Annotated in this window: 13 protein-coding genes; 4 read left to right on the top strand and 9 right to left on the bottom strand. The window is 42.4% G+C overall.

The features are described 5' to 3' along the window. Positions 1-154: 154 nt before the first annotated feature. The 3 genes from BWI44_RS09270 (at position 155) to BWI44_RS09260 (ending at position 6744) form a co-directional block, all read left to right on the top strand. Entirely contained in the window at positions 155-2074 is a 1920-nt protein-coding gene (locus tag BWI44_RS09270; protein ID WP_229036096.1) for an alpha/beta hydrolase-fold protein, read from the top strand. Between the two features lie 194 nt (positions 2075-2268). Beyond that, a complete protein-coding gene (locus tag BWI44_RS09265; RefSeq protein WP_195208634.1) occupies positions 2269-4353 on the top strand; it encodes a hypothetical protein in 2085 nt (694 codons plus the stop codon). Between the two features lie 18 nt (positions 4354-4371). Beyond that, entirely contained in the window at positions 4372-6744 is a 2373-nt protein-coding gene (locus tag BWI44_RS09260) for a glycoside hydrolase family 127 protein (protein ID WP_195208633.1), read from the top strand. A gap of 7 nt (positions 6745-6751) precedes the next feature. Here BWI44_RS09260 and BWI44_RS09255 read toward each other — a convergent pair whose 3' ends face one another. Both BWI44_RS09255 and lacZ read right to left on the bottom strand, forming a co-directional pair. Continuing rightward, on the bottom strand, positions 6752-8659 hold the full coding sequence (locus BWI44_RS09255) for a glycoside hydrolase family 97 protein (protein WP_195208632.1): 1908 nt from the start codon (positions 8657-8659) through the stop codon (positions 6752-6754). A 17-nt stretch (positions 8660-8676) separates the two neighbouring features. Further along, complete coding sequence (gene lacZ / locus BWI44_RS09250; protein ID WP_195208631.1) at positions 8677-11784, bottom strand: beta-galactosidase, LacZ type; 3108 nt, start codon at positions 11782-11784, stop codon at positions 8677-8679. 240 nt (positions 11785-12024) lie between these two features. Between lacZ and BWI44_RS09245 the strand changes: the two genes are divergently transcribed. Beyond that, on the top strand, positions 12025-12405 hold the full coding sequence (locus tag BWI44_RS09245; RefSeq protein ID WP_195208630.1) for an MmcQ/YjbR family DNA-binding protein: 381 nt from the start codon (positions 12025-12027) through the stop codon (positions 12403-12405). A 40-nt stretch (positions 12406-12445) separates the two neighbouring features. On the opposite strand, the gene BWI44_RS09240 is transcribed toward BWI44_RS09245, so the two are convergent. The 7 genes from BWI44_RS09240 to BWI44_RS09210 all read right to left on the bottom strand — a co-directional run bounded on the left by BWI44_RS09240 (position 12446) and on the right by BWI44_RS09210 (position 24923). Next, entirely contained in the window at positions 12446-13528 is a 1083-nt protein-coding gene (locus BWI44_RS09240) for a hypothetical protein (RefSeq protein ID WP_195208629.1), read from the bottom strand. 11 nt (positions 13529-13539) lie between these two features. Further along, complete coding sequence (locus BWI44_RS09235) at positions 13540-13947, bottom strand: hypothetical protein (RefSeq protein ID WP_138291412.1); 408 nt, start codon at positions 13945-13947, stop codon at positions 13540-13542. Beyond that, positions 13944-14507, bottom strand: coding sequence for an RNA polymerase sigma factor (locus BWI44_RS09230; RefSeq protein WP_171032091.1), 564 nt, complete (start codon positions 14505-14507; stop codon positions 13944-13946). Before BWI44_RS09230 ends, BWI44_RS09235 begins: the two co-directional genes overlap by 4 nt. 88 nt (positions 14508-14595) lie before the next feature. Beyond that, positions 14596-17043: a TlpA family protein disulfide reductase gene (locus BWI44_RS09225; protein WP_286813028.1), complete on the bottom strand. Its 2448-nt coding sequence runs from the start codon at positions 17041-17043 to the stop codon at positions 14596-14598. A gap of 332 nt (positions 17044-17375) precedes the next feature. Then, positions 17376-20993 carry a family 43 glycosylhydrolase gene (locus BWI44_RS09220; protein ID WP_195208628.1) on the bottom strand — a complete coding sequence of 1206 codons (3618 nt, stop codon included), beginning with the start codon at positions 20991-20993 and terminating at the stop codon, positions 17376-17378. Between the two features lie 29 nt (positions 20994-21022). Further along, a complete protein-coding gene (locus BWI44_RS09215) occupies positions 21023-23710 on the bottom strand; it encodes an MG2 domain-containing protein (RefSeq protein ID WP_195208627.1) in 2688 nt (895 codons plus the stop codon). A gap of 334 nt (positions 23711-24044) precedes the next feature. Then, on the bottom strand, positions 24045-24923 hold the full coding sequence (locus tag BWI44_RS09210) for a hypothetical protein (RefSeq protein WP_138291415.1): 879 nt from the start codon (positions 24921-24923) through the stop codon (positions 24045-24047). Positions 24924-25017: the final 94 nt, after the last annotated feature.

Genomic DNA, 25017 nt, shown 5'->3' with positions numbered 1-25017 from the left:
TTTGATTTTAGATTTCAGATAAAACTTACCGCAGCTCTACTGTACTTACTCCGTACATTTTTCAAAAGATGTAACATCAGGAAAGAAACATGTAACATCATTATTGGGCTGAGAAAACAGAATGCTGTATGTTTGTGACATAAAATTCAGAACCATGAAAAACATTGCAATCATTTTAGTATGCGCATTGGCGTATTGCTTCGGGGTACAGGCACAAAGTACCATCCCCCACTCCCAGGCTGGTTTCGACGTAGAAAAGGCAGGAATAGCCCAAGGGAAAATAGAAACAGTGACTTATAACTCTAAAACCGTTGGTACGAAGCGGAAAGCATTGGTTTATACCCCTCCCGGCTTCAGTAAGAGCAAGAAATACCCTGTACTTTATCTGCTGCATGGTATCGGTGGCGATGAACTGGAGTGGTTCAATAATGGCAAACCACAAATCATTCTCGATAACCTGTATGCCGAAGGTAAACTAACACCGATGATCGTAGTATTCCCCAACGGAAGAGCCATAAAAGATGACCGCGCTACGGGCAATATCATGGCTCCGGATAAAGTGGAAGGCTTCGCCATTTTTGAAAAAGATCTGCTGAACGACCTAGTTCCTTTTATTGAGAAGACATATCCTGTAATCAAGAATCGAGAGAGCAGGGCCATCGCAGGACTGTCAATGGGTGGCGGGCAATCCTTAAACTTTGGTCTGGGAAATCTGGATAAATTTGCTTGGGTAGGAGGATTCTCATCCGCCCCCAACACCAAAGCACCCGAAGTGCTTGTTCCAAATCCGGAAGCTACCACACAGCAACTAAAACTGCTGTGGATATCCTGCGGGGACAATGACAACCTGATGTCTTTCAGCGAACGTACTCACCTCTACCTGCAACAGCATCGGATTCCCCATATCTTCTATGTGGAGCCCGGAGGCCACGACTTCAATGTATGGAAAAACGACCTCTACCTGTTCTCTCAATTGCTATTCAAGCCTGTAGATACGTCAAGCTTCGACAAATATGGCCTTCATGGAGCACGCGCAGAATCCAACGTACGGAACTCCAAATATCCGCAACTGACGGCAGACCACCGCGCTATTTTTCGCATAAAAGCCCCGGATGCACAGAAAGTACAGATAGACCTGGGACGGAAATACGATATGGTCAGACAGGAAGGAGGTATCTGGGAAACGGTAACCGATTCTTTGGGTGAAGGTTTTCATTACTATTCACTATTGATTGACGGAGTAGCGGTATCCGATCCCGGAAGTGAGACTTTCTATGGCATGGGACGCATGGCAAGCGGCATTGAAGTTCCTTTCAAGGGTGGAGAATATTATGCACTGAAGGATGTGCCACATGGTGATATCCGCATGAAACGCTACTATTCGGAAGTAAGTCGTTCGTGGAGACGCTTCTTTGTATATACACCTGCCGGATATGACACCCACACGGCTGAAAAATATCCTGTTTTATACCTGTTGCATGGTGGCGGAGAAGATGAACGCGGTTGGGCTACACAAGGCAAAACCGATCTGATAATGGACAACCTGATCGCTGAGGGAAAAGCTAAACCGATGTTGATAGTGATGCTCGATGGCAATATGGCTTCTGCCGGGTTCAATGCCGGTGCCTTGAAAGCATTCGAAGCCGAGCTGATGCAGGCTGTCATTCCATTTGTAGAAGATAACTACCGTGTCAGAAAAGAAGCAGACAGCCGGGCACTTGCAGGCCTCTCTATGGGAGGCATACAAACACTTTATGCCGGCCTATACCATACAGATTTGTTCGCTCATCTCGGTGTATTCAGTTCCGGATGGCTACCTTTCTACCAGAAAATCGCAGATGGCCAATACGAGTTTATCAACAAGAATAAAGCAGCAATAGACTCTCAACTCAGATTACTCTGGATCGCCATGGGAGGCAAAGAAGATATAGCCTACCAGAACTGCCAGAATATGCTTAAAGAGTTTGATACACTAAAACTGAAGTATACGTATTCCGAATATCCGGGTGGACACACTTGGCCGGTATGGAGAAACAATCTGTATAATTTTGCACAGTTATTATTCAATAAATAACAAAAGGCACATGAGAAAACAATCTATCTTCTTATTCAATACTTATAAGGATTATCACAAATATATCTGATTTTGAAATTCAAATATCTAATATCGAAAGCCAGTCATTCTTCGATAGCTTACTTTTGTCGCATAGTGTCCTATTGAACAAATAATAACATAAATATTTACGTATAAAAAAGATTAGATTGGTTATGAAAAGAATTCAAATCATTTTATTATTATTTGCTATTGTCCCCATGTTTGTAATAACAAAAGCAATAGCCGGTAATAATAATCAGCCCAAAACGTCCAAGTTTGTTTATCATGGAGCTGGTAATCCGTATCTACCGTTATGGGAACATTTGCCGGACGGAGAACCCCGTGTTTTTGAAGACCCCGACAATCCGGGAAAGTTTCGCGCTTACATCATCGGTTCGCACGATGTCCGTTTCGGCAGTTATTGCGGGCCGGACATCAGAATGTGGTCAGCACCCGTAGAAGATTTATCAAGCTGGCGTGACGAAGGAGCTATCTTTACCTATCAGGTAGAAGGACAATGGGATGTGATGTACGCTCCCGACCTTGTTGAAGTGAAAAGGAAGGACGGCACAAAAGAATATTATCTGTACCCGCATAGCCGCGGTAGAGACAGAGAAGCAATGGTTGCCAAAGGAAGCCGTCCTGACGGACCTTTTACCCCTATCAACCTGACCGCTGATGGTACAAAAACCCTACCCGGAAGTATTCTGGGATTCGACCCGTCGGTATATATTGAATATATCACAGACCCGAACGATCCAGATTATGAAATTGGGTTCAGAGCTTATGGATATTGGGGATTCCAACGTTCATTAGCCGCCCAACTGGATCAGAACACCATGTATTCCGTACGTCCGGGAACAAAGGTTATTCCTTATTTTATGCCGGCAGGCGTTCGCAAAGGTAACAACCGCGGTCCGAAGAATATTTCATATCCGCATATCTTTCCCGGAGAGGACCTTGAAGCATTCAACTTCTTTGAAGCTTCATCCATACGTAAGATCGGAAACAAATACGTGACCATCTATAGCGGACATTCAGGCCCCGACTATGGATTGGGCAGCTCCAACTCCACTTTGCGTTACGCTTATGGTGATTCCCCGCTGGGTCCGTGGAAGAGCGGCGGTGTTCTGGTCGATTCGCGTGCACCGGTGCTAAACCAGGATGGTTCACGTCTGCAAACAACTAATGCAGGGCACAATACGCATGGAAGTATAGAACTCATCAACGGACAATGGTATGTATTCTATCACCGCCCGCCCCGTGGATTCGGAAACGCCCGCCAGTCAATGGTAGCTCCAATCCATGTGGAATGGGATAAGAAGCCGGTATCGGAAGGCGGTAAAGTATCCATCAGAGCCTACGATCCCTATGCAAAAGATAAAATCTGGACAGCCAAAGACAGCCAGGGGAATGAATATAAAGGAGCAGAAGTAACCTCGGAAGGATTCCACATATTTGGTCTTGATCCTTATCAGTATTATTCCGCAGGATTCGCATGTTATCTCTCCGACGGACGTATCCAACAGGATTCATGGGACATCTGGGATAACCACGCTCCTATCACAAACGTGAAGAACGGCCATATAATAGGATATAAATACTTCGGTTTCGGTGGATTAAATAAAGATAAACTGGGCCTGAAAGCTTTCGAAGGAACTAAAAAGGGAAACAAAACAACCTTCAATCTCTTCCTTGCACCGAAAACATCAAAGACGTTTAAAGTGAACGTTTGGTTAGACGGTCCGTGGGACAACGAAACCTGGAAAGGAACGAAGATAGGTGAAATAGTTGTTCCCGCTAACTCGGCGCAGAAAACGGAACAGTTTACAATTGATGTATCGAAGTTTGTTGACCACCTGGACAAGAAACATGCAATCTATCTCGTTGCTGAAAGCGAAGAAACGGGCAATCTTTTCGATTTAGCCGGCTTGGGATTCAGTTCAAACAAAAAGAAGATCACTCGCCCTATTGTCCCCAAAGTAAATATAGAGGTCAATGGAAAAGCAATCGAAATACCGGCAACTCCTGTACGTTCTACTGAAAGCAATGGTATTACCGGCTATGATATCTATGAAACTGTTTACAAACTTCCGGCCGGAACTACCGGAACCCCTACTGTATCGGCATCAGCAACTGATAAGAATGTGAAAGTAGAAATTATCCAGGCAACATCGGTTTCCGGAACTGCTATTGTGAAATTCGATTATAAAGGGGTAGTTAAAACATATAAGGTTGTGTTTACCCCTCTTGCATAAGAATATCAGAATGTAACCATGAAAAAAACATTTACTATTCTACTATTTATATGTGCAGCCACAGCGATAAATGCACAAGATAAATTGTATCCCAACGAGTTTCCGCTCTCACAAATAACACTCCTCGAAGGGCCGTTGAAACATGCCCGTGACCTGAATATCGAGACATTGCTCAAGTACGACTGTGACCGTTTGATGGCTCCCTATCGAAAAGAGGCAGGACTGACACCCAAAGCAAAGTGTTATCCCAATTGGGACGGATTGGACGGACATGTGGGGGGACATTACCTCACAGCTATGGCCATCAATGCAGCCACCGGCAATGAAGAATGTCGCAAGCGCATGGAGTATATTATCAGTGAAATTGCCGAATGTGCCGAAGCCAATTGCAAGAATCATCCCCAATGGGGTGTTGGCTACATGGGCGGAATGCCTAACAGCCAGAATATTTGGAATGGCTTTAAAGACGGAGACTTCCGCGTATACAGTGGCTCATGGGCACCGTTCTACAATTTGCATAAGATGTATGCCGGCTTACGCGATGCATGGCTATATTGCGGCAACGAACAGGCAAAGAGTCTTTTTCTACAGTTTTGTAATTGGGCGGTTGACATCACATCGCACCTGTCGGACAAACAAATGGAACGGATGCTTGGCAATGAACATGGCGGCATGAACGAGGTGCTTGCCGATGCGTATGCCATTACCCACGAACAGAAGTACCTTGACTGTGCGAAGCGTTTCTCTCATAAACGGTTATTTACTCCTATGTCGCAGCGGCAGGACTGTCTCGACAATATGCACGCCAATACGCAGGTACCCAAAGTTATCGGCTTCGAGCGTATATCAGAGTTATCGGGCAATGAAGATTATCATGCGGCAAGTTCATTCTTCTGGGATATCGTAACAGGCGAGCGCAGCCTTGCATTTGGCGGGAATAGCCGTCGTGAACACTTCCCTGCCAAGGATGCTTGCATGGATTTCATCAATGACATTGACGGGCCTGAGAGCTGCAACACCAACAATATGCTGAAACTAACAGAAGACCTCCATCGCCGTAACCCGGAAGCGCGGTATGCCGACTACTACGAGCTTGCTACTTTCAACCATATACTTTCTACCCAGCATCCGGAACATGGAGGCTATGTCTATTTCACGCCTGCCCGTCCCCGCCACTATCGCAACTACTCTGCTCCTAATGAAGCAATGTGGTGTTGTGTAGGCACCGGCATGGAGAACCATGGTAAGTACGGACAATTCATCTACACCCATGTAGGTGATGCTCTTTTTGTGAATCTATATGCGGCTTCGCAGCTCGACTGGAAGGAACGTGGCATCACGTTACGTCAGGAGACGGCTTTCCCTTATTCTGAAAACAGTACTGTTACTATTGCGGAAGGCAAAGGTACATTCAATCTCATGGTGCGCTATCCGGGATGGGTACATCCGGGCGAATTTAAGGTCAGTGTAAACGGAAAACCTGTCGACATCATTACAGGTCCGTCATCCTACGTCAGCATCCATCGTAAATGGAAAAAAGGCGATGCGGTGAATATCCATTTCCCAATGCACTCATCCCTGCGCTATCTACCCAACGAACCGCAGTACGTTGCTCTCATGCATGGGCCTATCCTTCTCGGTATGAAAACCGGTACAGAGTCGATGGCTTCACTCATAGCGGATGATAGCCGTTTCGGGCAGTATGCAGGTGGTCTAAAGCAACCTATTGATAAAGCTCCAATTCTCATCAACAATGACATTGCCAGCATCCCGTCACAGCTCACTCCTGTGCCCGGCAAACCACTGCATTTCACACTGAGCACCCGCATGGAGAACAAGATTGAAGGAGAATTGCAACCATTCTTCGAAATTCATGACTCTCGCTATATGATGTATTGGCTTGCCCTTACCGAAGGCAGTTACAAGCAGTACGTCGATAACATCGCCAAGCAGGAACAGGAACGCCAGGCACTCGAAGCAAAGACGGTCGACAAAGTGCAGCCGGGTGAACAACAACCGGAAACCGACCACAAGATGGAGACCGACGAGTCATACACCGGTAATACAAATAATGTCTTCTACCGCGACGCCCGCAACGGACATTATTTTAGCTACCTCATGCAAACCGATGGTCTGACCGACCTCAAGCTACGCCTCAAGTATTGGGGAGTGGGCGAATGGAAAAGCCATGAGTTCGATATTTATATGGATGATGTATTTCTCCGTTCTATCAATAACACCGGCAAATACCGCATATCGGAGTTCAAAGCAGAAACCTATGACATTCCGGATACTCTTTTGCAGGATAAGAAACAAGTACGCGTCAAGTTTGTGGCAAAACCAAACAAGCAAATAGGCGAGATATATGAAGTAAGATTAATAAAACAGTAGCAAGTAGCTACTGTTTTATTTCTTTTCCAATACGGATACAAGTCCCACCACCCGGTGCCAACTTTATATTCAGAACCTCATTCCGGGTTACTCTTTTTTTAGAAATCTTCATCGTTTCCCTGTTACTTAAATAATGGGCATTCTCTCCATCTTCTACAATTTCCGCTTCATAGTCTCCTTTACCTAAGAAAGACAGCGGCACACGTAAAGTTCTACTTTCTTCGTTAGTGACAGCTCCTATCAAGAATACTCCATCTTCCGCTTGACGCATCATTACGATATATTCCCCTATTTCGCCATCTAAAGTCTTACTTTCCAGCCAAGGCATTTTCTGTGCAGATAAAAAGCGGAGTAAAGCAGGATATTTACGATAATATTCAGGAATATCCGGAATAATCGTCGCACCGGAGAAAGTAATCAATGTTCGTGCAGCTTCCGATACCACCGTTGAAGGTACCTCCTGGTTATTATCCGAACGCGTCGTTTTCCCTTGCCGCAAGTCAAACATACCATTATTCATATCAATCGGGCCGGCTACCATATTTACAAATACCGAAGTAACAAAGGTTTTGGGATAGAAAATCTCGTGTCCGTCCAACTGAGCCTTGCAGTATTCACGTGTCACAGCATTGGGCCATGTCCGCATCTGCCCATAGGGATGCACCGGATAATCATGAAAATTTACCAATAGCTTATACCGTGCACACATTTCCGTTATACTCTTTGTTCTGGTATTCTTCTCTTCAGGGTTTCCGGCCATAAAACCATACTTCACTCCGGCAGCTCCCCACTCCCCATATTGTTTCAAAGTTTCTTCCAACGGATAATTACGTCCTCCCACATCATTCAGATACAACCAGATACCCACTCCTTTCTGCTTTCCATATTGAATCAATTTTCGCACATCCCTGGCCTTATCTCCCTTAACGGGGTCCGAACCCTGCTCAAACTCGGGTCCATACCAGTTGGCATCAAGAACCAGATAAGCAAAACCCTGCTCTGCGGCAAAATCAACCGCTCTTTCCCAGGAAGGATAGGACATCGTATAATTAAACCCGTCCCACTGAGCACCATTCATACGCCAGTCCCATAACGCAACTCCCGGCTTCACCCATGAGAAATCATATTCTCCGGAAGGTTCCGGATTCAGTAATTCCACAAGATGAGAATCCACCAGATCACCCGGCCGGTTACCGCAAAGCACCACACGCCATGCCGATTGATATCCTACACGGAGTAAATGCGGTTTCGCAGAAACAGAAAACAAGCATCGCCCCTTTTCCGATTTCAGTTTCAAGGGTTCACCCTCATCCAGACAAGCCTCATGTACAGCCAGGTATAAATCATCCGCAGCTTTCACCGTCATCACAGGCAAGCGTTCACCATCTGTTTCGGTCAATCGTTCCGGACCGATATTATGCCTTTCTCCATTATAATACCACGCGATATAGTCGCCTGCAAAATTAAAAGTGGTAAGTTCCAGTGCAGAACCCGCCCCTTGAGGCAACACATAGCGAAAAGCCACACCTTCATTATAAGCCCGCGCCACTATCTCCAAAGCATCCGATGATTCCGCTTCATTCACAAAAGACAACTTCATCTCATTGTATTTATCGGGTACTACGGCACGCTTTCCCCACAGAGGCTTCCAAACAGAATTCACTTTGTTACGGATAACCTTTCTCATTTTCCATCCTTGGGAAGGAAAAGACACCCCATCCTCTGTTTTAAATCCCAATGCAGAAGCCTCAATCACTTGTTTACGCTTCACAGATAGCTGATAAGTCAGCTCACCGGCATCCGTTTGAATAATCGCTAACTGTATCTTTCCGTCAGGCGAATCAACCGTATGTTTTTTTTCACCAGCATAACAATAGGTTCCTATCAATAAGAACAACAACCATAATTTTTTCATAATCCGAATTTATCACATCAATAAACTTTATTAAATACCGGCTTCATTATAAAGCTGAATTCATAATTACCGTATGGCAAACGGTATTGCGGATAAGCGATAGCTCCCCAACTATTTTCACAAGCCAGACCCAATTGAGCCTTGTCTATGCAAATATTCGTATAATCCACCGGGATTACTTCCGGCGAATGGCGCTGATCTTTATTCAATCCGTCGTCCAAAGATTCAATCGTATAGTTCAGAGCTGATGCTGAGAACGGGGCTTCCGCAACAAATTGCAACCCGGAACCCGCTTCGTTCAGTTGTCTCCACCAACGTATATCAGTCTTAGTACCCGTTTCCTGCGGACGAATATACGAAAAAAATTGTTCACTCACGGTCTGACGGTAAATTCCTAAATCCGTTGCATGATTGCGGTCCGAATAGTTTTCCACAGGACCTCTGCCATAATAGTTGATTCTATAGAATTCATCAGGCATCTGCATCTGCATGCCGAAGCGGAACATATCGGGCACTTTCTCTGCTTCACCGGCAGCCATTTTCTGAGTAACTTTTATCTCACCTGCATTATTTATCACATAAGTCAGGTATAGTTTAGCAGAGACATCCGGCATTTCATATCCGGCTTCAACTACAACCGTCCCATTTTCCTGCTTGTTGGTAAATGAAGTCCTTTTAAGTTTGGGATTCAGCCATACCCTGTATTTGTGCTGCAATCTGGCACCATAATCATTGTCAGTAGGCGCACGCCAGAAATTAGGTACGAGCTGTCCGCCATCATTCATCAATTCCTTGCCTGCAACCTTATATCTGCTCAGGAAACCATTGTTCTTCGCAAACTCGATAATGAAATCCTCACCTTCAATGATCAGATAATTACCATCATTATTATTCACGGAGGGAGCAACGGATTCTATATTCGCTTTCTTCACATTCACTAATGCAATATCGGGTGCTTTATAGGGAATGACAGACATTTGAGCTTTTGCAACAGTAAATCCGGGAGATAATAAGGTTTCAGCCTTTTTAAGTTTATAAGACACATTCAGTAATAGTTCTTTGTCTTTATACGAATTTACATCGGAGATGTCCAGTTTTAGTTTCGCCTTTTGTTGAGGAGCAACATTAAGATTGCTAACAGTGCCGGCTTCTACCAATTCACCATCTGCCAATAACTGCCAATCCAGATAATAAGCGGAAAGATCACGGAAGAAATTCTCATTAAAGATTTCTATTTCTCCATTTTGCAGGTTGACGGGATGTGTCCAAATGGACTGATAAAAGTAACCCACTTCGTACATGTGCGGATTCGGTACCCTGTCAGGGCTTATCAGACCGTTATCACAGAAATTATTGTCAGAACCATCGTACTTATTAAAATCTCCGCCATACGCATATATCTCTATGCCGTCCTTATTTTTCCAACGCACAGACTGGTCAACAAAGTCCCAGATGAATCCACCCTGAAATTTGGGATATTTGCGTATCAGGTCCCAATATTCTTTGAATCCACCCATAGAATTACCCATAGCATGCGCATATTCACACTGTATAAGCGGCTTAGTAGCATTACTCTTGGCATAATCCTCACACGCACTGTACCACAAATACATCGGGCAGAAAATATCGGTATAATAATCATGACCGGCCTGTTCATACTGCACGGGGCGTGTCGCATCTTCCGCTTTTATCCAACGGTAGCAAGTCTCAAAGTTAGGGCCGGGACCGGTTTCGTTGCCCAATGACCAAATAATAACCGAAGGATGATTGTAACTGCGCTGCACATTACGCTGGTTACGTTCCAGATGTGCTTTGGCAAAAGAAGTATGTTTAGAAAGCTGATTATTAGTATATAACATTCCATGCGCCTCTACATTAGCCTCAGCTACGACATACAAACCATACTCATCGCACAATTCATACCAAAGATTATCGTCAGGATAATGACACGTACGCACAGCATTGATATTGAATTGTTTCATAATCCGAATGTCCTGCAACATACGCTCCCGTGAAATAACGTATCCATAATCGGGATCCATTTCATGGCGGTTGGCACCTTTAATAAGTACAGGCTGTCCGTTCACAAGCAGCTGGGCATTCTTAATCTCCACTTTACGGAAACCCACTTTTACCGGAATAACTTCTAAAATATCATTACCATTCTTTAAAGTAGCGGTCAGGCAATAAAGATTGGGTATTTCCGCACTCCATTTAAGAGGATTCTTAACCTCCATAACAGTCGAAAGACTGCCCGAACCATTCAACCGGGTGTTTGCAACCACATTGCCTTTCGCATCCGACAAATCCAGCTCTACGGTACCCCGTCCTTTCATCTGGAGAGCAATGTCCAGTGATCCGTTGGTGTATTGCTGATCCAAATCGGGAGTAACTCTTATGTCCTGTATACAAGTCTTGTTGCGAGCATATAAATAGCAATCACGTCCCACACCCGAAAAGCGGAAGAAATCCTGATCTTCAAGATATGACCCGTCACACCAACGGAACACCTGAAATGCAATCAGATTTTTTCCCGGTTTGAGATAACCCGACAAATCAAACTCCGCTTCCAGTTTACTGTCTTCACTATACCCAACATACTTACCATTTACCCACAAATAGATATTAGAAGTGATAGAACCAAAATGCACAAAGATTTGCTTATTCTTCCATTCTGCCGGTATGACAATTTCTTTTCGATAGGATCCTACATGATTGTTGGCTACAGGTATTTTCGGAGGATCAGTTCTGAATTGGTTCTTCCATGGGTACCCTACATTGACATAAATAGGATCACCATAACCATTTAACTCCCATACAGCAGGTACTTTCAGTTCATCCCACGCACTATCATTATAACCCAACTGATAAAAATCATCTGGACGCTGGTCAGCATTCCTTACCCAATTAAATTTCCACATCCCATTCAGAGACAGAAAATTATCAGATTCTTCCTTAACACCTGTACGGGCAGCATCGTATGATTCATAAGCAAAATAATTAGCGTGCATCGGAGCACGATTCACAGCATTTACCTCCGGATCTCTCCACTCATTCTTTTGGGATAAAGCAACCGTTTGCAATCCAATAGCCAACGCAAATAGGCTAAATAGTCTCTTCTTCATATCATTATTATTTGAAATTATCCTATAGAATACAAATGTAGAGCTTAGCCTGTCCGCAGACTTTCAAAATTAAATATATGATTTTAAAAATTAGATATATCTCAGATTCCTAACTAAGATAACTCACCAATAGATACAGATAATGAAAAAGCATGACTGCAACAGATAATTAAGTATTCAGCCAGAATTCGCTTTAAAAGTGCTATATTTGCCTCTGTATACGTTTTAAAAACCATCAAAATGAATATCGAAGAATTTAGAGAATATTGCCTGTCATTAAAAGGTGTTCGTGAGAAAATGCCGTTTCCCAATGTCCCCGATAAATACAGTCGTGATGTTCTATGCTTTTATGTAGCGGATAAATGGTTCTGCTTTGTAAATATCGAAATCTTTGACTTTTGCTGTATCAAATGCAATCCAGAAGAATCAGGAGAATTACAAACCACATATATAGGAATAAAGCCCGGATGGCACATGAATAAAAAATACTGGATCAGTGTTTACTTTAATCAGGATGTACCTAACGAGAAAATTAAAGAACTCGTAAGCAAGTCTTATGACATTGTTGTCAAAAGCCTGACAAAGAAAGAACGGGAAATGCTACTATCAAGTGATGAGTAGCACTCCCAGCATTAATATGATATATATGAATTCTACAGAGTTATGAAAGTTTTCTATACAGTCGCCAACAGTATCCACCAATAAGCAATATTGGTAATAATGTAATACCAAAAGCCCAATAATTAACTACACGGGATTCGGCAACAAGCATATAATCACTGTCCAAAAGACGAAAAGCATCTACTTTCCAAATGAGTGACTCATTTTTTTGCATGGCTGCATTGGTAGAAACCACCCTACCCGGCATGGATAACTCAAACTGCACAGCATAACCAAACAATTCTGCAATCCGCCCTTTTTCCTCAAACAGATCATCCATTGGCTTTTTATTGTCCGCATATAAACTTGAGAAATATTTCGTTTGACTCAATTCATTCAGATAATTGCATACCTCTTCGGGCGAACCGTCATCACCGGTATCTTTTCCAGAAAAGTACTTCCCATAAACCGGTTCCTTCAGATCTGCCAACTGATGTACAAAGGCCGTATCTCCTTTTATCGTAATGAAATGAAGAATTACTTCACAACTCAATTCATACTGACTACGGTTATACCATTTCCAGAATTTGGCTTCAATGTCATCCAACCTATTATTCTGTTCAATGCCATTTAATCCGATCAAAGCCTCCTGATCTCCCCGGAACCATATCCGCTGCTCCTCTTTATTCATATAATTCTCAAGAGGCACCGGACCTTTATCGGATAATTCACCGTAGGCAGCCGTATACTGATAATATGTATAGAACCAGCGGAAGCTTTTCCGGAGTTTTTCAACCGGGACTACCAGAGGAAGACTGTATTCCTTTCCATCCAAAGTACTGAAGCTCTCGGAACCTACCATTGGATAAGTCCGGTAAACTTTCACATTCAGTTTGTCTTCATCTCCCCAGCAGTTGAATTTAACAACAGAATCCAAATTGCTCACTTCCCACCCCGAATCTATTCGGAATAAAAACGGATTATGAGTCCTGTCTCCTGCAAGGAAAGCAGAGTCGCCATAAGCATATACCTCTCTGTGCATGCTACCATCACTATTTACCTGAGAAACCATCCGGTAATAGGTACCGCAAGAAGTCATACCGAGCAGCAAAACAATGGCTGCCATCCATTTATACGTTCTCATAATGATTTAATTTAATAAGTTTTCTTTGTAAGTTCCATTACTCTCTTTTGTCTGAGCTTCTTATACTGCACATACTGTCCGGACAGGTAATCGCTCTTTTCAGAAAGCCTCATCATCTCCCAGCCTTCCGGTAGGGAATAAGCACTGTTTTCTTGGAAACGATACTCCTCTTCTACTCTGACACCATCGGGAACCGGACTAAGAAGAGTCTCACTCACCAACAAGCACAACAAAAGTCCTGCGGCTATCCCGGATACCCAACTGCCAATCAGCAGGCTTTTCCTTTTCTTCTTTCGGGGAACTATCCTGCTCACTTGCTGCAAAATGGCGGTAGTCAGTTCATCCGGATTGCTCAATATAGGCTGTACATTCCTCACCTCATCAAGCCATTCATTGTAAAGTTTATCATCTTGTTTCATAAGCCAGCATCTATTTGATTCATTTTGTTTCGTATATTCTTCCGAGCTAGGTAAAGGGTGGTTTTAATGATTCCGGCAGAAAGTCCGGTGATAGTCTGCACCTCCGGCACATCCAGTTCCTCAATATCCCGTAATGTAAAAATCAACCTTTGCCGGGGAGACAGTTCATTGGTATATCTCAGGATTAGTTCACGCAGTTGCTTGTTCACCACTGCCAATTCTACATTATCATCTGACAAGATATTTGCGGAAACGGAATAATCTGCTTCATTATCGAGTGGTGAATGGTGCAGGGAACGCAGACGGTCATAACAGGTATTGCAAGTGATTTTATAAAGCCAGGTAGAGAAACGGCACTCACCATTATATTTACCCAGTGCCAGCCACACCTTTACAAAGGTTTCCTGTACCATATCTTTAGCTTCATCTTCGTCGCACAGCAATCGGAAAGCAAGCCGGAATACAAGTGGCTGAAACGTAGAAACCAGCAGAGAGAATGCTACTGCATCCTCCTGCTGGCTCCTACTTATAAGCTCTTGTATTTTTTTCTGGTCCATCATAATAATATCTTCGTTTATTATATGATACGTAAGAAAAAACTTCCGGTCAATAAACAAGAGTTAAAATAATACTTAATAATGGAAAATATCAATCTTTATTCCCGAAACGCTTCTTCAAAAATTCCTCCAGATTATAAGTTCCCGGAGAATTTCGCAATACGGTACCATCTTTTTCTATCCATTCATAATGAGGAATACCATTAAAGTGAAATAACTGGCGGAGATAGTTGTAATCTGCCTGGGGGATACGATAGCAAGCCTCACCCTTCAGATTCTTCTCTACATATTCATTATAAGTCTTTTCGGGACTTTCACGATCACTGGTTATGTATATAAACTGAAAATCCGGATGATCTTTATACTGTTGGCGCAAACCGGCGGTATGTTCAATGCCTCCACGACAGGGTCCACAGAACGTTGCCCAAAAATCTACAAATAAAGCTTTACCCGCATGGGCTTTAATGATATTACGGAAGACATCCGTAGCGGGCCCTTCAGGCAACGTGTAAGTACTATCATTTTGTTGCGGAAACACCTTGGCATACAAACGTTCCGCCTCGGCAAATAAAAATGGATGAATGATAAGCTCCTTTTCTTTATCCAGCAGATAGCGGGCATACTTTTCATCGAGAGATTTTAAATCATAAGGCAGGCTACGCAAAGGAATCACTTGAGAAACAAACGGCCTATATCCCACTATTGTATCCAATTGCCCGACTTTCACTCTTTGATATTTAAAGGAACTGTCAGCATCCAATTCATTATCAGGCTTTTTATCTTCTGTTTCAGTATCATTCGCTACTTCATGTTCCGCTTTGTATGCTTCAAATAAATCCTTATACTTTTCCATAAGCTCTTTCCAGATTTTTGTTTCAGCAATCAGCTCTTCAACGGGCCTTTCCAATGTTGTTCCCGCCTTTTCTTCATGTTGTTTCCGTAGCTCTTCCTGTTCGGGAGTAAACTCGGCGCCATGCTTTTTCAGATAGGTAAGAATAGATTTTTCAGGATATGTGTATGTCACCACATCCATTTTCGTAACAGCGGTGTCACCCATGGCTCTTGCAAAATCCATATACTCAAGACGATTGATAAACGTGCTGAAATGCCTGTCCGCTACGATAAGACTATCGTTAAGCGGCATCTGACGTAAGAAGTGGTAATAAGTTGAATCTTCCTTAACCTTCAGAACCTCGTTATCCTTATTCTCTCGCGCCAGATAATTCCTATCCATTACAAAGTCCAACATCTTATAGCCTTGGGAAATCTTTGCCGTATTTCTCACCAGACGTGCCGCTTTTCCCACATACCGATTGGCAGCTATAAGAGAATCAGCCTGCTCTGACCAACGACGAAACATGGGTTCGCAACGTTCGGCAAATTGCGCAGGAGTCAGTTCTTTCTGCATTTTCGAGAAATCTTCATAACGAAATACGAATAAATCATCCACATATTTCAATGCCTTTCCTATATATGCGGTAGATCCCATGTAATGGACATTATGAAGAGGATAATAATGATCACGGGCACGACTACGGGCCATTATCGCTTCCCAATCCACATACATGGTTACGGTCTGTCCCGGCTCTATATAAAAGGGTATCCAATCATTATTGAACACAACCGAACTCACTATAGGATAGTTGATCTCAAATTTACATTCAAACCTTCCATTAGGCTGCAGAGTTACCACCATCGGATAATCTTCTCTTGTCAAATCATTAGAAACATAAATCAGACCATTGGTAAAGCCCAATTTCTGATCATAGCCGGCAATATATCCTTGCAGGCAAACACTATCACGACGAAATACCGGACTCTCATTCTCTTCAACCTGCATCGCCTTCATATTTCCCGTATCCCGCGAATAAAGTCGGGCAGGTTCTTTATCTTTCCCTATCCGGCACAAATCATTCTTTTGCGGAGTCAGTTCCAATTCCACTTTATCGCCCCGGTCATCTTTCAAAGTCAACAGCATACTTTTGCCTTTCTGACGGATCGTTTCGTACTGATAGAAACGATTGTCCATGACAGCAAGAGAATCGTATATGCCAAAAGCCCATTCATAATAGTCATCCATTCCCATCCAGTTGCCGGAGACTTCATCGAAGAGTGAGGCTTTGGCATCTTTTTTCTCCAAAGATATATAGAATGTATGCGACTCATCACCTTCATCGTCATCAAGAAAATGAATCTCTTTTGTTGTTTCAGGAAGCGGTGGAAAAAGAAGCACAAAATCCAAAGTTCCCGAATCCGGCGTATATACTTCTTTATCCAGTTCAAAACCTTCGCTTTCCGTAAGATAATATTTCTTACCGGTATCCGCATCCTCCAAATAAGTACTCTTACCCAGCATCACCCACCAATGCGGACGGAAAATAACATGGATATGCAACCTCGTTGCATCCGGAGTACGTTCAATGCGGGTAATATTATAGATGCTGCCCGAACGGAATTTAAACTTAGGATTATCAATTACATTTTGTGCCTGAAGCATACAAGTGATGCAAAGCAGGAAAAGGAAAATAAGTTTTCTCATGGTATAGTTGTATATGATTAATTTCTACTAAAATTTAAAGGTTGCTCACTCTGACAAATATAAGCAATAAAAAGGAAAGACTTTTTATTTTAAATAAATATTTTTCAATAACTGATATTTAAAAGTAAAGTATCCTTTTGGAATAGCTACACCCTTTATATAGAAAGGTGTAGCCATGAGAGTAAAAGGGTGTAGCCATCCGGACAAAAAGGTGTAGCCCTTTCAACACACGGCTACAAACACCTGTAGGCCGGATTATATCATCCTTATAAATATGTTTTTTAAAAAGCCGATTGTTTGTTCATGTAAACTAATCAGATTCTATCATCATATTACTCCAATATGGCGATCTTCTCTCTGCCTACAATATAAATTCCTGCAGGCAGTTCCCGGATCACCTCACTTCTGCGCACCTGAGTGCGAAGCTTGATTCCCGTAATGGTATAGACATCTACCAGAGGATCTTTATCCACGGTCACATCCTCGATGCCCGTAGGATCTTCGTAATCATCGGAATTAGTCAGATAGACTTTATCGATAATAATAGGGCTGCCGCCGAACGACCAGAAACCTACACCATAAATGTGGCTCGGATCAAGTTTCACTTTAGAATTACTCTTATACATATTATTCAAATCAACAACCACTTGCTTACTGTTCTTAACTTCATACTCAGCAGCTCCCGACCAATAGCTATTCTCATCAAATAAACGAAATGAAGCACCGTTGTTTGAGTTATCATTGCCCATTTTTGCCACAACGTATTTGTATTCCGACAAATCAATGCCGTTATCGTACCACCAGCCACCGAAACCATACTGTCCGGTCACCAATGTATGTGTATTCTCATCAAAAGAACCGGTCTCCCAAATATTGGGATTAAACAGTTCTGCAGTTAGCGGAAAAGTAGAAGAAGTTACATGAATCTTTAAAGACTGACGATCACCCAAAGGGCCTTTATAACTGATAATTATATCACTCTCTCCATCTTGCAAGGCCATTATACGTCCATTAGTTACACGTATGACATCCGGATTCTGATTTTCATAATCGACCGCCATAGTGATATCTTCCGTATGGCCATCGGCATATATTCCTTTCACTGTAATTGTAGAAGAACTTCCGGTAAGCAAAGTTAGCTCTTCATCTCCATCGATGGTCAATTCGGTTAAGGTTAGTGATTCTTCACTATAACCCTCAAAAGAATCGTCAAAATAGAACTCTTCATCAAACTCCGGTTCGGTAGAGAACCAGTCTACATCTACATAGCCACCTGTCTGGACAGTTGCATAATTAAAGATAGCGAACTTATTGCCTGTGAATACCGTCAGATCATACTTCATGTTCAGGTCATCTCCTAATTTTGTATAGGTCTTGTTGTCCAGGCTGTAGTAGAAACCTGCCTTACTCGTGCTGTAATTGGCAATAGCTCGCAGATAGATTACCGGTTCAGTGACTACCTCTCCTATCTGTTCCGACTTTGCAGCCGACGAAACTACAGGGGCAGTGGTATAAACCAACCGCTTCTGTCCATCTATGACTTTAATACCAATAAAAGCATAAGGGTCCTGAAATACTGCCAATCCTGCCACATCGCCTTCTTGCATTTTTCCTATCTCCATTCTGACCGTACCATAGGAATGCTCCAAATCCTGTGGATATCCCAGAATTCTTTGGGTCAATGTATTCTTGGCTTTATGCAGGCTGCCAGTAACATTTGCCGTATACAATCGCAAATAGCCGGCATGTTCAGTCAACGACCATTTTGATCTGTCTGCATTATGATTCCATCCCCATTGCAGCCCTAATTTATAATGCCTGAAATTATCATTTGTAGGCAATGACTTTATGGGGTATTCCTTACCAACATCGGGCTTACGATAGGTAGTGACTCCTTTTCCATTCTCACCGATTTCAGGCCAACCATCCACCCATTTTACGGGTTGCAGGTTAGGAAACCGTCCATAAGCACCTTTATCGTAGAAAAGCATAGTCCACCACTCTCCAGTCTGCGTTTCTATCAAAGCTCCCTGATGAATGTTGTCATCGTCTATCAGCTTCTTCTCCTCATAAGGTCCGTAGATGTCTTTGGAACGGAAAACAGTTTGGAAAGCAGGCCATCCTCCATACGTAGAGTAGATGTAATAATATTCACCTATCTTATACAAACGGCTCCCTTCGAGCCCTTCGCGGAAAGACCATTTAACCACATCCTTATCGTTACCGGGAATTTTATTGAAATCTGCATCCAATTCGGCTATGCGAAGCTGATTGATACCGTAAACTACGTATATTTTATCATTATCAAAAAGCAATCCGCAATCATAAAAACCGTCATTCAACTTCTTCTTTTCCCATTCACCTTCAATATCAGTAGTGGTCAATAGGTATCCACCTTCATCCAGTGTAGTAAACAGGAGATAGAACTTGCCGTCATGATATTGAAGCGCTGTTGCCCACTGTCCGCGACTGTAACGATTCTGACCATTTTCAAGATTATAACCATCGGATGCCTCTATCCGCTCCAACGGATTACAGCAATACTCCCAGTTCACCAAATCATAAGATTTCAGAATGGTAGCTCCGGGAAAAATGTACATAGTAGTGGATACCATGTAGTACACATCACCTACACGGATTACATCAGGATCAGGGAAATCACCGAAGATAACGGGATTGGTATATGTTCCATCCCCATTATCACTATGAGACTGATAAGTGAAATCGGGACGCGGATAATTCTCCTTTGCATATTCCTGATACCAGTGATAGGTAGGCCACGGACAAGCTTCCGGATCAGTCAGGAAAGTGTATGCCTCTCCTTCGGCAGGTGGAGTATTTTTAAACTTTGCCAGCAAATCGGCACCCGTAAAAATAAGCCAGCTCACATTGCTCGAATTATCTACAATATGTTTCATATTCGCTCCAAAACCCGGACCGCCAAATGTACCGGTATGGGCTTTCCCCCATGAAGCATTATATTTTGACGGCGCCCAATCCATTTCTGTTATCATGATAGGTGCGAATGTCGCTACCGGAGCTACAGAATCATCCCATCCCTGCTGGAAAGGTTCATATCCTCCTGTACTGGAACCACCATCTCCATTTTCCCCGTCACTTCCCATCCAGCCCGGGTAAAGGTGAACAGCATAGCCAATATTTTCTCCCTCAATCGGATTAACAGCAAATCCTTTATACAACCCCTGATAACCCAAACCGGGTATCCAGAGAATATTATCACAGCCCTGTGCACGCATCCCATCTACCACCGACTGGAAATACTCTTTCAGTTTATCGAAGTGTCCCTGCGAACCGGCTCCATAAGTACCATCAGGACCAAGTATATTAATCGGCTCGTTGGCCAGTTCAAACATAATATTGGGATGATTCTTTAATTTCGGATGCTGGGCTACATGTGTCCATACTTTAATGAGATACTGATTATACTCATCTCCTACAGCTATCTTTTCCGGACAGACTCCGGGAGGACGCATCACCACATAAAGTCCTTTTGAGACGGCATATTCCGCCATCGGAATAAAAACCCTATCAAGATAGGTTTTGAACCGGTTGAAATCGAATGCTGAAATATCATTCTCTCCTTCTACATGAATTCCCGGAGAGTTCGACCAATACGGGTCCATGTGTAATCGAAGAAAATTCATTTTCCAACCGGCATCTATAATGTCGTCAATCAGTCCTTGATTGTATTTCAAGCATTTTGCCACGTCATAATTGTCCCACTTCTGTCCCATCTCATTGAACCACGGACTATAGGTTTGTGCAAACCCATGTAAATTAACCTTATTCCCATGCGGGTCTACCAAATAACGGCCTTCGACATGCAATCTGGGCATTGGCATATCTTCCCATGCCCAAAGCGTGGAGGAAAACATCAAACAGCATAAAGCTATAAGAAATTCGTAAAATACGTTTGTAATGTTTTTCATAAGCAATATTTTAAATAATTCTGAGAAAATTAATAAGAAGCATTATGCCGCGATACAATTTTCTCACCTGAATAAATGAGATTGCCTGAAGCGCAGACACCTTCTATCACTATCCCATAATCGGCAGCAGAATCAGCCGTATAGAAACTGACGTGAGCAGTTCCCGATTCATCAACCTGAACGCTCGGATTCCAGTATATCGTTGAACGCAAGTCAGGAGTGATGGATTCTTTCTTCGCTTTGGTGTCATACGCCGGTGAGTAAAACTCTACAGTCTGCTGGTAGCCGATACCCGTAATAGTCTGTATGTTGCTGTTCATCTTATTTTTCTGCACAAACCCATTCTTCGTAGTGACTACTATGGCACCATTTCCCGCAGCCGACCCATAAAGAGGACCGACAGAAGTGGCAGGAGAGTAAAAAACATCTTTGATATCATCCACGTCCAACAGGTCAAAATCAAAATTTTCTTCGGGAACATTGTCCAGTAACACCATGACCGGAGCAAATCGATAACGCACCTCATTATTTGTGACAGTGATGCCCGGTAAACGTCGCAAAAGGTCGTATGTAGAAATAAAATGTCCTTTTTTTACATCCTCTTCTGTAAGCACCTTCGAAGTTCCTACCGAATAAAAGGGAGATTCCGTTTTTACAGCTCTCTCTCTTCTGGCTGTCACTATCACTTCCGCCAGATTATAGACTCTCATTCCATTTTCTATAGTATATTTTTGGTCCATCTTTGCCATATAGTTTTCTTCTATATGTGGTTTTTCAATGCGGGGAATAAATCCGATTTTAGGGGCAGGAAATGATTTATAGGGGTCCAGTTCTATAAAGACTTTTGAAGAACCTTTCTTGCTAAGAGCCTGAACTATATACTGAGTACCGCTGGGATATTCCAGCCTGTCGAATACAAACCGCCCATTCCGGTCAGGCTTCGCCAGTTCTGTCCCGATGAGCGAATCTTTAAGGGCGAGCAAAGAGATATTTCCCTCTTTCAATGCAGAAAACAAGCCTTCTACTTTACCGGAAACTTCGTCGCCCAATTCCAAATTGTAGGGTAATGTGCCAGTTACGTTGCCCTTCAATACCTCCGGAATGTTGTATTTCCGCCAGCCTTGTGTCATCATCAGCAAATCCAGAGCATAGGAAGAACTGCGGTTGTCTTGCAGATAACTCAACGGTGACTCAATGTGTCCTTTAAGATCGGAAGTGAGCAATAAAGTGGAAACAATGTTGGAAACGGTATCCGGCTTCACGTCTGTTCTGTCAACAACTGCAAGTGCGAAGTTGCCTGACATGGGGTTTCCGTTTATATCTTTAATCTGTATATCCATATCTACCTTCTCTCTTGCCAAGTAATTTTCGCGGTCAAGCCGGACTTCAGTCTGCACCAGCGCGCTTTTTTGCAGAGAAAACACTAAACGTTCGCTCAGAATATTTCTCCCTTCATCAACCAGCAGAAAATGAACGATACCTGCCGGGAAGAAGTTTTTTTCGAAGTCAACATAACTTTGTTTGTTATCCCAAGGCTGTGCATACAGAACGATGCCACGCAAATGTGCCACCAGCGTCAGCGAAGTCCCCAATGGGGTATCAGGTGATTTGGAAAGACTTACCCGCAAATAATCTTTAGACCAAAGTGTATTCAGGGAGATAGCATCCGGAGAAGGCTCAGGCAAATCAAAACGCCTGGAAACACCTGTTCCGTCACTACAAACGGCATGATACTTTTTTCCGGGAACATAATACATCCGGAAACTCCCCATACCCAAATGCTGGCTCTTGAAATCGGCACATACCTGACCTTCTTCGTCAAGTACCTGACCTTCTATCTCTGTAGACAAACCATCTGCATCAATAGCCTTAAATGCCATTTTGATTGTGGTGGACTGAGCTGCATGACCTCCTTCGGGAAAAAAAGCTACATCAAAGTTTTTACTCAATTCGGGGATTCTGAAATAGCGGTTGGATATTTTTCCGTCATACACTGTTTGCAACAAAAATGTACGCGAAGCGGGAATTTCTTTCTTTTTGAAAGTGTAATGGATATTTTCTCCTTCCAATGATAAGACTTTTCCTTGTTTGTCCCTGTCTCCATCAGGAAATAGAATAGCTTGTGTGGGAGTGACGGATCGGTTGTCCGGTTTAGTAAAAAAATGTATTTCCGCATGAATGTCGTTGTTTTCAGCAGAATAACTGATTTCCGGAGATATCGCTTCGGATACGGGATCGGATATATAAATCAATTTATGGGGAAAGTACTCTTCACCTATATTCTGCATGAACCAAGTATAGGCCCTGAGAGAATAGTTGCCTTCCGGCAGGTCTTCACCCAATGGAATATGTCCGTAAAAACACCCCAAAGAGTCCGGTCTTATTTTCACTCTCTCCACCAGGTTGCCCAACGGATTCACCAACTCTACATATACATATCGGCTGGCATTAGCTTGCTTTAGCATAAGGGCATCTACTAAGTGCGCCCTGAACCAAAGGGTTTCACCGGACATGTAGATGCCACGGTCTGTCTGAAGATAAATCTTTTCCTGGGGGAAATGTGACAACTCTTCTCTGAACAGGTTTTCAATGGTATCCGGTGTTATCTGTTGAGGGCAATTGCTATTATCATACGGAGCTGCCCAAAGGTCTAAAGATACCGTTAGAAAGCACAACGCAAGAATAAATTTGCCAAAGCCGTTTGTAATGTTCTTCATGATCTTTATTTAAATTGTTTGTTGTAAATGTATTATAATTTAGGGTTGACTAAAAGGAAAGGACTTTCCAACAAAAATCCTTCTACAGCCATATGTAAAGGGGGTAAAAGTCAACTTTCCGACCTTTTTAGTCAGCCCTATATTATTATAAATAGGAGGTATCATTATTAAATAAAATATATGTATAAATTACATAGAATTCACAGATAAAAGAAAGATACCTCTGTAGATTACATAGATAAATCCTCAATGAAATATCCACTCATTAAATAAACAGAATTCATAGAGGATTTTCCAAATATTACTATTTTAATAGAATATTAATTTTTTTAAATCAATGCCAATCAGGATTTGTATCCCTCACTATATTCATCGATACAACTCTATTAACCATACTTAAAGGTACTGCCGCAAACTCATATTTGCAATAATTTGTACATTTAGGAAACATACCGTTATTAACAGGATAATATGCATTCCTACATGATTTATCATGAATACGAACTTCCAAATTGACATATGCATCAGAACTATTTGCAAATTTTTCCATATTTTGCAGATGAAATCTAGCTTGAAATTCCCTATTCTCTTCTAAAGAATATAGAGAAGTACTTGACATTGATTCTTCGTTACCATATCTAAGAATACCATCACTATCACGATAATAACCTTGAATCTGAAGTTTATACACTAAATTCCCAAGGGTACTCAGATTAGTATAAAAATCCAAAGTACTCAGATTCTCATTCAGTTCTATACGTAAATTAGGATTTTGAGGAGTATACGAATGGTTACATAAAGCAATTGGAGTATATTCAGGATTTGTATTATTAATTGGAACATTCATTACCATACTGGAAGATCCAGAAGAAGGCACCAAAGTAACTTTTGCAATCAAAGGAAGTGTACTCGGATAAGTATAATAAGCACTGCTCATGCTGAAAGAACTCTGCCCACAATCATTTTTACTAAAGAAACTACCTAAACAACTACTGGAAAGGGCAGAAGACTGATCATATACTTCTACAGAAATCCCCATACCATCACCAAATGGTTTATTCCAAGAGATATACATAGTATGGTCAGATAATGTTAAATGAACATCATTCACTCCCATTCTTGTCGTTACAAATAAATCACTTTGTGGATCATCTTCTCCACTACACCCTGCCCACAACAGCATCAAGCACACGAAATAAAATAAATGTTTCATGATAATTAATTTTAAAATTAAACAATAAAATCTCCGAAAAAACGACTTCAACAAACATCAAAATTAAACGATATAATCAGATAAAAGAAAGATT

It is taken from the genome of Bacteroides sp. Phil13, from assembly GCF_001940965.1.
GTDB lineage: Bacteria > Bacteroidota > Bacteroidia > Bacteroidales > Bacteroidaceae > Bacteroides > Bacteroides intestinalis.
This window is presented reverse-complemented; position numbering and strand designations above follow the sequence as displayed.

What these genes read in the sequence shown, in the direction of transcription:
- BWI44_RS09270 (WP_229036096.1), top strand. Translation starts at nt 155, where the DNA reads ATGAAAAACATTGCAATCATTTTAGTATGCGCATTGGCGTATTGCTTC.
- BWI44_RS09265 (WP_195208634.1), top strand. Translation starts at nt 2,269, where the DNA reads ATGAAAAGAATTCAAATCATTTTATTATTATTTGCTATTGTCCCCATG.
- BWI44_RS09260 (WP_195208633.1), top strand. Translation starts at nt 4,372, where the DNA reads ATGAAAAAAACATTTACTATTCTACTATTTATATGTGCAGCCACAGCG.
- BWI44_RS09255 (WP_195208632.1), bottom strand. Translation starts at nt 8,659, where the DNA reads ATGAAAAAATTATGGTTGTTGTTCTTATTGATAGGAACCTATTGTTAT.
- lacZ (WP_195208631.1), bottom strand. Translation starts at nt 11,784, where the DNA reads ATGAAGAAGAGACTATTTAGCCTATTTGCGTTGGCTATTGGATTGCAA.
- BWI44_RS09245 (WP_195208630.1), top strand. Translation starts at nt 12,025, where the DNA reads ATGAATATCGAAGAATTTAGAGAATATTGCCTGTCATTAAAAGGTGTT.
- BWI44_RS09240 (WP_195208629.1), bottom strand. Translation starts at nt 13,528, where the DNA reads ATGAGAACGTATAAATGGATGGCAGCCATTGTTTTGCTGCTCGGTATG.
- BWI44_RS09235 (WP_138291412.1), bottom strand. Translation starts at nt 13,947, where the DNA reads ATGAAACAAGATGATAAACTTTACAATGAATGGCTTGATGAGGTGAGG.
- BWI44_RS09230 (WP_171032091.1), bottom strand. Translation starts at nt 14,507, where the DNA reads ATGATGGACCAGAAAAAAATACAAGAGCTTATAAGTAGGAGCCAGCAG.
- BWI44_RS09225 (WP_286813028.1), bottom strand. Translation starts at nt 17,043, where the DNA reads ATGAGAAAACTTATTTTCCTTTTCCTGCTTTGCATCACTTGTATGCTT.
- BWI44_RS09220 (WP_195208628.1), bottom strand. Translation starts at nt 20,993, where the DNA reads ATGAAAAACATTACAAACGTATTTTACGAATTTCTTATAGCTTTATGC.
- BWI44_RS09215 (WP_195208627.1), bottom strand. Translation starts at nt 23,710, where the DNA reads ATGAAGAACATTACAAACGGCTTTGGCAAATTTATTCTTGCGTTGTGC.
- BWI44_RS09210 (WP_138291415.1), bottom strand. Translation starts at nt 24,923, where the DNA reads ATGAAACATTTATTTTATTTCGTGTGCTTGATGCTGTTGTGGGCAGGG.